Origin of the sequence: Psychrobacter sp. Marseille-P5312 (assembly GCF_900291405.1) — a bacterium.
Taxonomy (GTDB): Bacteria; Pseudomonadota; Gammaproteobacteria; order Pseudomonadales; family Moraxellaceae; genus Psychrobacter; species Psychrobacter celer.
Window position 1 is genome coordinate 205,288 of record NZ_OLML01000001.1, and the last position, 13,306, is coordinate 218,593.

A 13,306-nucleotide genomic window follows, 5' to 3' on the forward strand; every position below is an offset into this window, starting at 1 on the left:
TGTAGATTGGCTAATACCAACACGCCCTACCAAGAAAGTCATAACAATAACGAATAGGACACAATGATGACAGACAACACCAACCGCGCCGCTAACACCCACGAGCCATCCAAGCAGGCCGAGCTGCAAGACAGTCTCGTCAAAGACAAGCTTGTCAAAGAAAGCATCCGTCATAATCAAGACATCACAGCGCAAGCACAAGCGCGGCAGACAGACGCTCAGCGCAGCCAGCACCATGATTTTACCCAAGTTCAAGACTTACCCACCGGAACCCCACAAGGTCAACAAACCACTATGCCTAATACGATCAATGACAGTGCCGACCCTAGCGCTGCGCAAACACAAACTACCAAGCAGACGCTATTTAATCAGCGCGATGACATCAACAACCCGCACACGCCTGAAACCGATGGTAATGAGCAGACACACTTTGGCTATAAGACAGTCAATAAAGCAGAAAAACAAGCACGTGTGGCTGATGTCTTTACTTCTGTTGCCAAAAAATATGACATCATGAACGACCTTATGTCATTTGGTATCCATCGTCTATGGAAGCGTTACGCGATTAGCTTATCAGGCGTGCGTGCCGGTCAGCAGGTACTCGATATCGCTGGCGGCACCGGCGACTTGGCCAAAGTGTTTAGCCGTGAAGTGGGTCGCCACGGCCATGTGGTACTATCAGACATCAACGCGGCCATGCTAGAGGTCGGCCGTGAGCGCCTGATCAATGCAGGCTGCAACAACGTAGACTTTGTATTGGCCAATGCCGAAACACTGGCACCGTTTGATGATGAAAGCTTTGATTTGGTGACCATCAGCTTTGGTCTACGCAACGTCACAGACAAAGACGCAGCGCTGCGAGCCATGTACCGCGTACTAAAGCCAGGTGGTCGCTTGTTGATTTTGGAGTTCTCAAAGCCCGTCTTTGAGCCACTGTCTAAAGCCTATGATCTGTATTCATTTACAGCGCTACCGATGATGGGCAAGCTGATTGCCAATGATTCTGAAAGTTACCAGTACTTGGCAGAGTCGATTCGTATGCATCCTGATCAGCAAACGCTAAAGCAAATGATGCAACAAGCTGGCTTTGAAAACTGTGATTATCACAATCTCACCGCCGGTATCGTCGCGGTGCATCGCGGTTTTAAGGCGTAATATTGCTTAGTATTTAGTATTTAGCACTTAGCATTTAGCGTTTAGTAAGTAGTGCTTAATGCTGCGTCTTTTGTACTGCATGATGGGATAACGATGGTGACTATTGAGCCGCCACACTCTGTAGTCGTTGATTATTATAAACTTAGCGCTGTTGTTAGGCGCTTCACCAAACACGCGAGAGCCTTATGCTGACTGTTTTACTTTTGGCTGGTGCCGAAAAGCTGATTAACCTTGCTATCGCTAGCGATGACATTACCAAAGCAGGATTGGCCCCGCTTGCTGGTAAAGTATTGCGGCTGGAGATGGCTGTGCCTGAGATTCATCTAGACGTGCTGTTTAGCCATGAGCGTTTGCGCTTTGAGCCTGTGACCACGGACAGTGTGTTTGAGCCAAGCGGCACTATGGATGAGCGGCAAAAAGCCAGTAGGCAGCGCGCGCGTATCGGTCACAGCCGACCAGATTGCACCATCACAGTCGACAATCCTGCCCAACTGCTCAACCTGATGCGCGGCACCGAAGGCAACCTGCCTATCGCAGGCGACTATAAGGTACTCATGCAGCTAAAACAGCTGGTCGCAGGGTTTGACCCTGACGTGGCAGGACAGCTGGAGCCTTTCATCGGCAAGCCCATGGCCAGCCAATTACACCTGCTCATCTCTCAGCTAAAAAGCAGCTGGCGACATAGTGCCAAACGCGCATTTGATGACGTCAGCGATTGGGCCAATGATGTGGCAGGCAATGCTGCACCTGACCCCGCTGAGGTGGCAGAGGTCAATGACCTCAGGCAGCAGCTCCTCAAGCTACGTGCTGATGTGGCGCGCGAAGAAGCGAGACTTGCAGCCATCAAAGAAGAGCAATCACGTTTTCTTAACAACTCGTTTCATCAGTAACTGGTCTGGGGCGTGTTGAATATTTAACAAACCCTAAGCACCGCGCTACCCTATTTTTGAATTTTTTAGAGTGCTTATTTCTCATGCTACTATCTCACCGCGCCCGTTTATTTGAGCTTTGGCGTATCGCCGCCACTTATCGTATCGATACGCACCTGTCTTTAGAAGAGATGCCGCAGCTACAGCCTATCGCGCGCTTGATTCGTCTGCACCCTGCCGCGTGGGGCAAAAAACATCAGCCCAACGCCATCAAGTACGCCCTAGAAGACATGGGCACGCTGTTTTTAAAACTTGGCCAGCTGCTCTCTACGCGCCGTGATCTGGTGCCACCTGAGATCATCGAGCAGTTGGTGCAGCTACAAGACAAAGTCAAACCCTTCGACGCTGACGTTGCCATTGCTCAGATTCAGCACCCAACACACGGCCTCGGTCAACCAATCAACACATTGTTTGCCCGCTTTGATGTCAAGCCACTAGCGGCGGCATCTATCGCCCAAGTACACACCGCGGCCTTGCATGATGGTCGTGAAGTGGTGGTAAAGGTGGTGCGGCCTGATATTCGCGCCACCATCATCTCTGACTTTGAGCTACTGCGCGAGCTGGCCGGCTGGGCATCGGCGCGTATCGAAGCGGCGCGCGCGGTACATATCATCGATATCGTCGAAGACTACCGCCAAGTGATGCTCAATGAGCTGGACCTGACCTTGGAGGCGGACAATACCACGCAGATGCGCAATAACTTCTTAGGCTCGGCACTCATGTATGTGCCTGAAGTTTATGATGCCGCCAAAAACGTCATGGTCATGGAGCGCATCCAAGGCGTTCCTATCTCGCAGGTTGAGGTATTTGATAAGCTGGGTTATGACCGTGCAACACTGGCAGAAAAAGGCTTAACGATATTTTTTACCCAAGTATTTCGCGATAACTTTTTTCATGCTGATATGCATCCGGGTAATGTCTTCGTTGAGACGCCACCTGTCAAAGATTTATACGATGATACGGCAAAGCTTGGCCATGAGCCGCGCTATATCGGCCTCGATTGTGCCATCATGGGTACGCTATCAAGAGACGATCAGCTGGTGGTGGCGCGGATGCTGCTGGCGGTGATGAATAATAACTTCACGGCCGTGGTAGATATTGTCAGCCGTGCAGGCTGGATACCACCTAACGCCGACAAGCATGCGCTCATGCGTGACATGAAACGCACCGTCGGTCCGATGCTACAAAAATCCATTAACGACATCGATTTTGCTGGAGTATTGATGCAGATTTTGGATATCGCCCGTCGTCATCATATGAGTATTCCGCCACAGTTAATGCTACTGCTCAAAACCTTGGTACATGTCGAGGGACTGGGGCGCGACCTATATCCTGAGCTTGATATTTGGTCGCTTGCCAAGCCCATCCTTAGCGGCTGGATCAAAGAGCAGCTCGACCCTGTACGCAACTTACAACAGCTGCGCCAACAGTTGCCAGAGCTGTTATTATCGACCACGGATATCCCAAAACTACTCGATCAAGGCTTACAGAGCCTTGCCTCTCAAGGGTCGCGACAAGACAGTCAGCTCAGAGAAATACAGCAAATCCGAGCGGATATGCTCAATGACCGTCGCCGCGACTGGCTGGCACTCTCAGGCTTTGCTATCTTTATTGCGATTGCCACGCAAGTCGGCTGGTTTGCGCCTGTCTTTTATCTATTGGCCATCGTCGTGGTTGTTTGGCGAGTACTGGCCTAATTGCTCTTTTAGCGCTCGTTATGCCATTGGCGTATATTGTTTTAGGGCGTGTCCTCATTTTAAAAATGGCGATAAAAATGAGATAAATTGCCGCCAAACAAGGAAAATAGCGCGGATAATATCGAGATATTCGTCAGCTATTTGAACACGTTTGGCCAGATTTAGCCATTTTTAGCCCATTTGGATAGCTATCGATTGACTTGAGGACACGCCCTAGTCTACGTCCAAAAAAATAAAAACACATGCTGTCTAACAAATTATATATGTGTAGGAGTCATCCATGTCTGCCCTATCCGCCTTACCTGCATCCGAGCCGCACGATAGCACTACGCCCGATCACAGTGCGGCCATAGCTGCGCTACAGATACGCTTTGGCAAACAGCTGAGTGTCAATAAAGCGGTACGCGAGCAACATGGTCATACCATGACATGGCTTGCCAACCAGCCACCCGATGCGGTGCTGACCGTGCAGGATAAACATGAGGTCGCCGCGGCTGTCGAGATTTGCAACCAGTATCAGATGCCAGTGATTGCTTTTGGTATAGGCTCATCCTTAGAAGGACAGCTAAACGCGCCTTTTGGCGGGCTATGTATCGATATGCATGCGATGGATACAATCTTACAAGTCAATAATGAAGATCTGACCGTGACCGTACAGCCTGGCGTCACACGCGAGCAGCTCAATCATTACCTGCGCGATACGGGGTTATTTTTTCCGATAGATCCAGGCGCTAATGCCAGTATCGGTGGCATGGTGGCCACTCGCGCCTCTGGCACCAACGCTGTGCGCTACGGCACCATGAAAGATGTGGTGCTCGTTCTAGAAGTCGTGACCGCCAACGGGGAGATCGTACGTACAGGCACACGCGCCAAAAAGTCGGCCGCTTTTCATTGAGCGGCTTAATAGCGACGTCTCTGATTTAAACGAAGAAGCGCCGCCTTTTAATCAACCAAAAGGCGGCGCTTTTTGTATAAAGGTGTTTTGGCCAGTTTTATATCATCTCACATGACATAGCCTATAACATCTGGTCAATGGCCATCTGCGTCAATACGCGGCCACGAGCCGTACGTAATACGTAACCTTGCTGAATTAAATACGGCTCGATGACATCCTCAAGCGTGCCGCGATCCTCTGCCATCGCCGCCGCTACCGCCTCAACCCCAGCCGGCCCTCCATCAAAGCGCTCTTGCAATATCTCGATATAGCGCCTGTCTAAATGGTCAAGACCGCGCCTATCGACCGCCAGCATATCCAGCGCACTGCCTGCTATCACGCCATTGATACGGCCATCGCCTTTGACCTCGGCATAATCACGTACACGGCGCAACAAACGGTTGGCAATCCTTGGGGTGCCGCGTGCACGGCGCGCAATCTCGACCGCACCGTCTTCACTCATCGGCACGCGCATCAAGCGCGCCGCGCGTGTCACAATGGTAGTCAGATCTGCGATATTATAAAACTCTAACCGCTGAACGATACCAAAACGATCTCGCAGTGGTGAAGTCAAAAGCCCTGCACGCGTGGTCGCTGCTACCAGCGTAAATGGCGGCAAGTCCAGCTTGATAGACCGCGCCGCTGGCCCTTCACCAATCATAATATCCAGCTGAAAATCTTCCATCGCAGGATAGAGTATCTCTTCGATGACGGAGCTTAACCGATGAATCTCATCGATAAACAGCACATCACCTTCCTCTAAGTTGGTCAACATAGCAGCCAAATCACCAGGTCGCTCAAGGACAGGCCCCGAGGTTGAACGCAGGTTACCACCCATCTCGCGCGCGATGATATTGGCCAGAGTCGTCTTACCTAGCCCTGGTGGCCCAAAGATAAGCGTATGATCCAACGCTTCATCACGGCCGCGCGCCGCCCCGATAAATACTTCCATCTGCTCACGCACGACAGGCTGGCCAATATACTCTGCCAGTAGTGCTGGGCGAATATTGGCATCAGGCGCATCACTGGCGCCCTCTAGCGGATTAATTAAACGATCTTGCATCATAGTTTTATCATTATATTAAAAAAGTGAAATCATACAAAACATCATAAAGCACCGGCGCACGAAAGCACAGACGTCAACGAAAATAAGCGACAATCGATGTCGCTTATCTCAGGTCGCCTATGTCAGTTCGCTGTAAAGCGCATTCGGCACACCCTAATTAATAATAAAAACTGCCTTAAAAGCCTGACAACTGCTGCAAAGTCGCTTTTAGTAAACTTTGCGTATCAGCAAATGTATCTCCACTACGCTTAGCCGCTTTAATCGCTTGCTGCGCTTCTTTTTCTTTGTAGCCTAGGCTGATAAGTGCGCCCTCGACCTCAGCGATGATGCTGCCTTCGTGAGAGGCTGTGGTTACCTGCGTTGGTAGCTCTAACAAATCATTGTCGACTTCGATATTCTTTAGCTTGTCTTTAAGCTCGATTAATAAACGCTGCGCGGTTTTTTTGCCAATCCCTGGGATACGTGTCAATGCACTCTCTGACTCTTGCTCGACATGCATCTTAAGCTCAGCGGCCGACATAGCAGACAGCATCGCTAACGCCATTTTTGCCCCCACGCCATTGATTTTGATAAGCTGACGAAACACTTCACGCTCTTTGCGATCGATAAACCCATAAAGCAGCTGCGCGTCTTCGCGCACATGCAAATGCGTCCAGATGCGAGCCTGCTGATCGAGCTGTAACTGACAAAATGACGGCAATGGTAGCTCGATATCATACCCCACGCCAGATGCGGTCAAAATACATGCCGTTGGTGCCATCAGGTACGCGACCTGCCCTGTAATCAGTCCAATCATCATCCATTACCTATCATTATAAAAAATAAACTGCGCCATACTCTACGCTTACTACTCAATATTTTGGTTTAAAAACGCCTATGTAAAAACGTACACATAAATCTCTTGCGCTTACACCCAGCCATTTAGAGAAAAAAGGCGTTTGCATATCGATATGACAAACGCCTTCTTTGATAAGCTCAGCCCTACTTGTCAGGCTTGGTTATAAAAATCAACCATACCTTCAAGACTGATTGGGCGAATCTTATGCGCTTGACCAGCAGAACCAAAAGCCTCAAAGCGGTTGGTACAGATGTCAGACATCGCGACCATAGAGGCTTTGAAATATTTACGTGGATCAAACTCACTTGGGTTTTCTACCAAAAACTGGCGGATAGCGCCTGTGGAAGCCAACCGCAAATCAGTATCGATGTTTACTTTACGCACACCATGTTTGATGGCCTCGACGATTTGCTCAACGGGCACGCCGTATGTCTCACCGATATCACCGCCATTTTCATTGATGACTTTGAGCCACTCTTGCGGCACAGAAGACGAGCCATGCATGACCAAATGCGTGTTTGGAATACGGGCATGAATCTCTTTGACGCGCTCGATAGATAGGATATCGCCTGTCGGTGGACGTGTGAACTTATAAGCACCGTGACTGGTACCAATCGCAATGGCAAGTGCATCGACATTGGTATCTTTGACAAACTGCTCGGCTTCGTCCGCACTGGTCAATAGCTGCTCATGGTCCAACACGCCCTCTGCTCCTGAGCCATCTTCTTCACCCGCCATGCCAGTCTCAAGGCTACCCAAACAGCCAATCTCACCTTCGACAGAAACGCCGCACGCATGCGCCATCTTGACCACTTCGCGTGTGACGCTAGCGTTATAATCGTAATCCATTGGGGTTTTGCCGTCCTCACCCAGTGAGCCGTCCATCATCACCGATGAAAAACCAAGCTGAATAGAGCGTTGGCAAATGGCGGGCGACATACCATGGTCTTGGTGCATCACCACAGGAATGTGTGGCCATTCTTCTATAGCAGCGATAATCAGATGACGTAAAAACGCCGAGCCTGCATATTTGCGAGCGCCAGCACTGGCTTGGACGATGACCGGTGAGTCGCAGGCGTCGGCCGCCATCATGATTGCACGCATCTGCTCTAAGTTATTGACATTAAAAGCAGGCACCCCGTAATTATGCTCGGCGGCGTGATCTAGAAGTTGACGTAAGGATATTAAGGCCATAAAACGCTCTCTGATTAAAATTTTGGATAGTATGTAAAATAGCTTTTGAAATGATAGCAGCAACATAGCGCTGCCTATATGACTCGCCCAAAGCTGTACACTCAATGATGTCAAAACTGCCCGTCTGGCAAAACCATTGGCAGCTGGCAATAATAGACGCTCATTATCGTGCGCTGATTATAGCAAAAATTGCCTTGTCTTCGTAGCGGTTGCCTGACTATTTATTTTGTGACGGATGGACTATAAAGAAATGCTTGTAGTGTTTCGCCATCACCATACAAAAAGCCTTGGCAATCGCCAAGGCTTTTTTAGTATTTTGAGGGCTTATAAAGCAGCTGTTTTATGAGACAACCATTATAGAGCAGTCATAAAAAACTGCTTATTTAGCGAGCTGTATATCAATCTATCAGTAGTCAAACAGTGATAAAAAGGTTTGAATCGGTCAAACAATGCTTATTTACTAAGCGACTAGTTTTGACAAGCTACTGATTATTGAACCTATTAGTACTGCTGCTCAGCATCAACTGCGACATCATTTGCGCCGTCAGCCACTGCATTTGCGCCATCAGCTACCGCCTCGGCAGTGTTTGCTACTGCTTTGTTGGTACCATCAGCGATTGCATCACCTGTGTTTTCTAGAGCGTCTGTCGCAACCGCGCCAGCAGTTTCAGCGCTTTCGGCGACTTCAGCACCAGCATTTTGGGCAGCAACTTCTGCTTCAGCAGCAGCTTCTTCTGTCTCTACAGCGGCGGCTTCAGTGTTGGCCGCAACATCATCACCGGCAGACTCAACAGCAGCTTCAGTATTTTCTTCTGTTTGTTGGCTACACGCAGTGATAGCAAAAGTACCAGCAAGTACGCTAGCAAGTAACAAATGACGTTTTAACATAATAAACCTCTCGTAAATAAAGCATGTCAAAATACATGGTTGCGCTATTTTATAGAGTGCAAATAAGACATGCAATAATAATTTTCAGTGTATAAACAAATAAATACGACTTAATAATAATCGGCGGCCATCAATGCCGAAGTCTGTCATACAGAGTACTATATTGATGGCCGTCCTCTTATTTCCACAGCCTACCTTAGATGATTCATCATGGCTGTACATCTAGTGTTACTAACGTACTAAGTAACGTTAAACGTTAAAGGTTTACGCGTCTATTTGCAGAGCAGCAACTGCAGGCAGCACCTTACCTTCGACGAACTCTAAGAAAGCGCCGCCACCTGTAGACATATAACTGACGCCGTCCGCCACTTGATATTTATCAATGGCAGCTAGCGTATCACCGCCGCCTGCGATAGAAAACCCAGCACTATCTTTGACCGCTGCGGCCAATATTTGCGTACCCTGCCCAAAAGCATCCACTTCAAAAACTCCAACTGGACCATTCCATAAAATGGTCTTGGCATTGATGATAGCCTCAGCCAAGCGCTCAGCGCTTTTTGGCGCGATGTCCAATATCATGTCGTTGTCGCCGATAGCATCGACCGACTTAATGGTCGCAGTGGCTTGTTGTAATGAGCCAGTAAAGTCGGCAAAGTCGATATCGTCTTTATCGGCCACCACCACAAAATCAGGCAATAAAATCTCAGTTTTGCTCATAATATCGCGAGCGCTATCGATCAAATCCGCTTCATACAATGATGCACCAACGCTATGACCTTGCGCCGCCAAAAATGTATTGGCAATACCGCCACCAACGATGATTTGGCTACATACCTCAGCTAAGCTATGCAGCACTTCAAGCTTGGTCGATACCTTTGAGCCACCCACGATAGCCAGCATCGGCTGAGCTGGTGTCTCTAACGCCAAACTTAGCGCATCAAGCTCTGCGGCCAACAACGGCCCTGCACAGACCTTTTTGCCTGCTTGGTGCATGGCTTGAGTGACGCCCTCTGTCGATGCCTGCGCGCGATGCGCGGTACCAAAGGCATCCATCACAAACACATCGCACAAATCTGCGTATTTTTTTGCCAAAGCAGCTTCGTTTTTCTTCTCGCCTTTGTTAAAACGGACGTTTTCTAGTAGCACTACTTCACCTGCTTTGATAGACACGCCTTGAGTCAGATAGTCAGTATCTAACCGCACAGGCGCAGCCAGTTTGTCGCTAAGATAATCAGCGACCGGTGCCAATGAATAAATGGCTTCAGGGCTGCCTTCGGTTGGCCGCCCAAGATGTGAGCAGACAATCGCAGCCCCGCCTTTTTCTAGCGCCATCTTAATGGTAGGTAAGCTTGCTTGTAGGCGCGCATCACTGCTGACTTTGCCATCTTTGATTGGCACATTTAAGTCTTCTCGAATCAATACAACCTTGTCCGTTAAGCTCAGCTCACTCATACGCAAAAAATTCATTAACTGCTCCTCTACATCATCTATTGTTAATCTACAGTGGACTGCTCGATAAGTCCTAATACCACATATTTAGGGTCAATCCTAAATAAAACTGACACCATCGATACGATGCCGCACTATGCCGCCTAAGTGGTAGCGCTCAGGCCGATCAAAAACACTCTAGTAAGAATTTGTGGCGGTGTATTCTAGCAGTTTTCTACCACGCTCTCCTATCAAAGCGTGGATTAAATATTACTCAGCAGACAATCACACAAAACCGGCTCGACAAACTGATGATAAAAATCAGTATTTTATAAAACCAGTAACATTTCGTGGTGGCACTCATGAATTGCGCTGTTTATGATAAATCTACACTATGATGACCTTAGGCTAGACCAGAATAAACGCAGGCTCTGCCAAACACAGGCGCTAGCCTAACTGTTTAGTGAATAATAACAACAACCTACTAGGAGAAAACCATGAGTATCGATCTAAAAACAGCAAAACAAAACCTATTAAAACTCAAAGAAGAGTACGAAACTCGCATCGACAAAATCGAAGAACATATCCAAAACCCACAGGACGACCTCAATGAGCACTGGGAAGACCAAGCCATCTCCTACCGTCAAAACGACATGCGAAAAAACCTCATGGCTGAGGCGCGTCAAAGTCTAATTTATGTAGAAAACGCGCTAAGCCGTATCGAAAACGGCAGTTATGGAGAGTGCGAAGTATGCGGCGAGCCAATCGAAGAGCAGCGCCTAGAAGCCCTGCCCTATGCTACGTTATGTATGCAACACGCCAAATAGCGAATGGCTTTTGACTTATCCTTGTGACTTATTTCGTCTTGTGGCTTATATAGTTAACCTGCTTTAGGGCGATTTTATATTGGATTGACGATACTTGATCATCAGGCCTTTATGTCACCGGCAGCGGCATGCCACTTTGCAAACGCTTGCTGCCACTGCTGACAACGAGGTGCTATCTGCGCAACAGGCAGATCCATAATATCTCCAACGACAGCCACATATTTGATGGGCAAACCTGCCAGCGCGCCGACATTCTCAGCACTTAACCCACCTATCACGCAGATATCGATGCCTTGCTGGCAGCCTTCTTTTAGCTGCTGGTACGAGATGGTATCGGCTTTGGGCTTGGTCGTAGAAGCAAAAACAGCACCCATGGCCGCATAGTCTGCGCCTTGCTGCTTGGCTTCTTTGACCAGCGCCACTTGTCCATGACACGTACGACCGATAATCTGATCCGGACTTATTTGGCGCTTGGCATCGACCATCTTGCCATCTTGCTGACCTAGGTGTACCCCGACACCGAGCTTGGCCGCCAGCGCACTATCATCATTGATCACGACTGGTACCTGATATCTTCGTGCCAGCTCGACAATTTGCTTGGCTTCTGCCAACAGTGTTGCCCCACCATCTGGCAATGCCGCTGTTTTTTTACGGCGTACTTGCAGCAGACCGACCAGCCCTGTTGCCAGCGCGGCCTCTAGCTTTTGATAGAGTCGCTCAAACTCATCGTCGTTCGTCAGCAAATAAAGCTGAGGTACGACAGCCGATTGCAAGTGATTCATACCACGAGTATCCTTTTTGATATAAAAAAGGCCGTTATATGATATAACAGCCCTTTGAATTATTTTACCTGTCTATTTTTGATCTATATACGTGCGTATGTGTGTTTGTATACTGACATCAGTGTCATCCGCATTTATACAGTACGACGCGTGGCCAAGCTGTTTAAGATATTTTTGGCATCGCCCCAGCGCGTGGCTGAGCTGTTTGCGCCCAAAATAACAATAATGGCTGGGCGGTTATTGACCCTCGTTTCCATGACCACACAGCGCCCTGCTTCATTGATAAAGCCGGTCTTTGAAATACCAATAGGATAGCCACCCTCACGTACTAAGCTGCTGGTATTGTTGGCTTTATATGTGCGGTTGCCCCGAGAGTAATTTGATACAAAGAAATCATAGCTTTTGGTGGTGGAGAAGCGGCGAATCACATCGTAGTTACCCGCAGCGCGTACCATCTTGACCAAATCATTTGATGAGGCCACATTACGCTTGTCAAGACCCGTTGGATCACCAAAAAAGGCAGTCGTCATACCCAAGTCTTGCGCTTTGCGGTTCATCGCTCGCATAAAGGCACTATATCCACCTGGATAATTACGCGCCAGACTTTTTGCAGCTGGATTTTCTGACTTCATCAAGGCCATGAGTAGCATTTCGGCACGGTTGAGGCGATCTCCTACTTTTAGACGAGAGCTTGCACGTTTGGGGCCGACAAAGTCTTCTGCGTCTAAGATAATCTCTTCACGCATATCCAGACCGGCATCTAGTACCACCATCGCGGTCATGACCTTGGTGATACTGGCCATTGGACGGGCAATATCCGCGTCTTTTTCGTAGATAGACTCGCCTGTTTCGGCATCAATCACAGCCACACTACGCGAGTCTGTACTGATCGGAATCATATCACTACTGCCAAAGGCGCCGCGATAGGTGGTGTTGTAGCGATTGCTACTGGTATAACTATTATTGCTGCTGCCAAAGCTGTTGGTATTGGTGATATTGGTGGTGCCATAACCGGTATCAACTTTTTTGATAGCAGAGCCTGTCGATTTGTACATAATCTTACGAGCTTCAGACAAGCTATCGGCACCGCCCCAGCTGATACGCGCGCTAGATTCTGTATCAGCGCTACCATTAATCGTAAGTGCAGCTTGTGCCACACCACCCAAACTCAGTGAAATCATGGCAGCGATCAGTTGCTGTTTGGTTAATGGTAGTTGCTTCATTGTGCCTCCTGCTGTCGCTATCACGCCAGATACATACGATCTGACGCCAAAAACGTTCATAGTGTTTATGAATAGGTTTGTAAGTACTCGTATAGAGTTTTTGTATTTTTAGTGTATCATGGTTTGCTTTTAAGTTTAATGTATCAAGCTGATTTAATGGTTTATTTTGTCCCAATTCAAATTTTGCTACAACCACTTTATATTATAGAAACATTGGTTCACATTTCAGCAATATATCTTAACCCAAAGCATGGCAATTATTCAAAATTTGATATATTAAACAACAACATCCACATAATATATTAGCAGTATTTTACATCGTCAAAAACTAAAAAAAATACCTTA

At 48.2% G+C, this 13,306-nt stretch carries 11 protein-coding genes and 1 pseudogene; 5 read left to right on the top strand and 7 right to left on the bottom strand.

Features of this window, described 5'->3' with window-relative positions:
- Positions 1 to 66: 66 nt before the first annotated feature.
- The 4 genes and pseudogenes from ubiE to C6W44_RS00915 form a co-directional block, all read left to right on the top strand.
- Positions 67 to 1,155: a bifunctional demethylmenaquinone methyltransferase/2-methoxy-6-polyprenyl-1,4-benzoquinol methylase UbiE gene (gene ubiE, locus C6W44_RS00900; RefSeq protein WP_227526455.1), complete on the top strand. Its 1,089-nt coding sequence runs from the start codon at positions 67 to 69 to the stop codon at positions 1,153 to 1,155.
- A gap of 185 nt (positions 1,156 to 1,340) precedes the next feature.
- Positions 1,341 to 2,045, top strand: coding sequence for an SCP2 domain-containing protein (locus tag C6W44_RS00905; RefSeq protein WP_100749894.1), 705 nt, complete (start codon positions 1,341 to 1,343; stop codon positions 2,043 to 2,045).
- Between the two features lie 83 nt (positions 2,046 to 2,128).
- Positions 2,129 to 3,781, top strand: coding sequence for an ABC1 kinase family protein (locus C6W44_RS00910; RefSeq protein WP_105243855.1), 1,653 nt, complete (start codon positions 2,129 to 2,131; stop codon positions 3,779 to 3,781).
- 280 nt (positions 3,782 to 4,061) lie between these two features.
- A pseudogene (locus C6W44_RS00915) lies at positions 4,062 to 4,667 on the top strand (FAD-binding oxidoreductase); the annotation flags it as partial.
- A 130-nt stretch (positions 4,668 to 4,797) separates the two neighbouring features.
- Here the strand turns inward: C6W44_RS00915 and ruvB are convergent.
- The 5 genes from ruvB to C6W44_RS00940 all read right to left on the bottom strand — a co-directional run bounded on the left by ruvB (position 4,798) and on the right by C6W44_RS00940 (position 10,168).
- Positions 4,798 to 5,778 (bottom strand): Holliday junction branch migration DNA helicase RuvB, encoded by a 981-nt coding sequence (gene ruvB / locus C6W44_RS00920; protein WP_105246349.1) that lies wholly within the window; start codon positions 5,776 to 5,778, stop codon positions 4,798 to 4,800.
- Between the two features lie 178 nt (positions 5,779 to 5,956).
- Positions 5,957 to 6,577: a Holliday junction branch migration protein RuvA gene (ruvA, locus tag C6W44_RS00925; RefSeq protein WP_075100770.1), complete on the bottom strand. Its 621-nt coding sequence runs from the start codon at positions 6,575 to 6,577 to the stop codon at positions 5,957 to 5,959.
- A gap of 192 nt (positions 6,578 to 6,769) precedes the next feature.
- Positions 6,770 to 7,813, bottom strand: a complete 1,044-nt coding sequence (gene fba / locus C6W44_RS00930; protein ID WP_105246351.1) for a class II fructose-bisphosphate aldolase — start codon at positions 7,811 to 7,813, stop codon at positions 6,770 to 6,772.
- Positions 7,814 to 8,314: 501 nt separating this feature from the next.
- Positions 8,315 to 8,701, bottom strand: coding sequence for a hypothetical protein (locus C6W44_RS00935; RefSeq protein WP_105243856.1), 387 nt, complete (start codon positions 8,699 to 8,701; stop codon positions 8,315 to 8,317).
- 264 nt (positions 8,702 to 8,965) lie between these two features.
- A complete protein-coding gene (locus tag C6W44_RS00940) occupies positions 8,966 to 10,168 on the bottom strand; it encodes a phosphoglycerate kinase (protein ID WP_105243857.1) in 1,203 nt (400 codons plus the stop codon).
- 458 nt (positions 10,169 to 10,626) lie between these two features.
- On the opposite strand from C6W44_RS00940, the gene C6W44_RS00945 reads away from it, so the two are divergent.
- Positions 10,627 to 10,956 (top strand): TraR/DksA family transcriptional regulator, encoded by a 330-nt coding sequence (locus tag C6W44_RS00945; protein ID WP_075100661.1) that lies wholly within the window; start codon positions 10,627 to 10,629, stop codon positions 10,954 to 10,956.
- Positions 10,957 to 11,057: 101 nt separating this feature from the next.
- Here the strand turns inward: C6W44_RS00945 and C6W44_RS00950 are convergent, their stop codons facing one another.
- Both C6W44_RS00950 and C6W44_RS00955 read right to left on the bottom strand, forming a co-directional pair.
- Entirely contained in the window at positions 11,058 to 11,738 is a 681-nt protein-coding gene (locus C6W44_RS00950) for a thiamine phosphate synthase (protein WP_105243858.1), read from the bottom strand.
- 134 nt (positions 11,739 to 11,872) lie between these two features.
- Positions 11,873 to 12,961, bottom strand: coding sequence for a serine hydrolase (locus C6W44_RS00955; RefSeq protein ID WP_105243859.1), 1,089 nt, complete (start codon positions 12,959 to 12,961; stop codon positions 11,873 to 11,875).
- Positions 12,962 to 13,306 lie beyond the last annotated feature (345 nt).

Bases quoted from the DNA above. Each gene is read 5' to 3' on its own strand.
- ubiE (WP_227526455.1), top strand. From the start codon at position 67: ATGACAGACAACACCAACCGCGCCGCTAACACCCACGAGCCATCCAAG.
- C6W44_RS00905 (WP_100749894.1), top strand. From the start codon at position 1,341: ATGCTGACTGTTTTACTTTTGGCTGGTGCCGAAAAGCTGATTAACCTT.
- C6W44_RS00910 (WP_105243855.1), top strand. From the start codon at position 2,129: ATGCTACTATCTCACCGCGCCCGTTTATTTGAGCTTTGGCGTATCGCC.
- ruvB (WP_105246349.1), bottom strand. From the start codon at position 5,778: ATGCAAGATCGTTTAATTAATCCGCTAGAGGGCGCCAGTGATGCGCCT.
- ruvA (WP_075100770.1), bottom strand. From the start codon at position 6,577: ATGATTGGACTGATTACAGGGCAGGTCGCGTACCTGATGGCACCAACG.
- fba (WP_105246351.1), bottom strand. From the start codon at position 7,813: ATGGCCTTAATATCCTTACGTCAACTTCTAGATCACGCCGCCGAGCAT.
- C6W44_RS00935 (WP_105243856.1), bottom strand. From the start codon at position 8,701: ATGTTAAAACGTCATTTGTTACTTGCTAGCGTACTTGCTGGTACTTTT.
- C6W44_RS00940 (WP_105243857.1), bottom strand. From the start codon at position 10,168: ATGAATTTTTTGCGTATGAGTGAGCTGAGCTTAACGGACAAGGTTGTA.
- C6W44_RS00945 (WP_075100661.1), top strand. From the start codon at position 10,627: ATGAGTATCGATCTAAAAACAGCAAAACAAAACCTATTAAAACTCAAA.
- C6W44_RS00950 (WP_105243858.1), bottom strand. From the start codon at position 11,738: ATGAATCACTTGCAATCGGCTGTCGTACCTCAGCTTTATTTGCTGACG.
- C6W44_RS00955 (WP_105243859.1), bottom strand. From the start codon at position 12,961: ATGAAGCAACTACCATTAACCAAACAGCAACTGATCGCTGCCATGATT.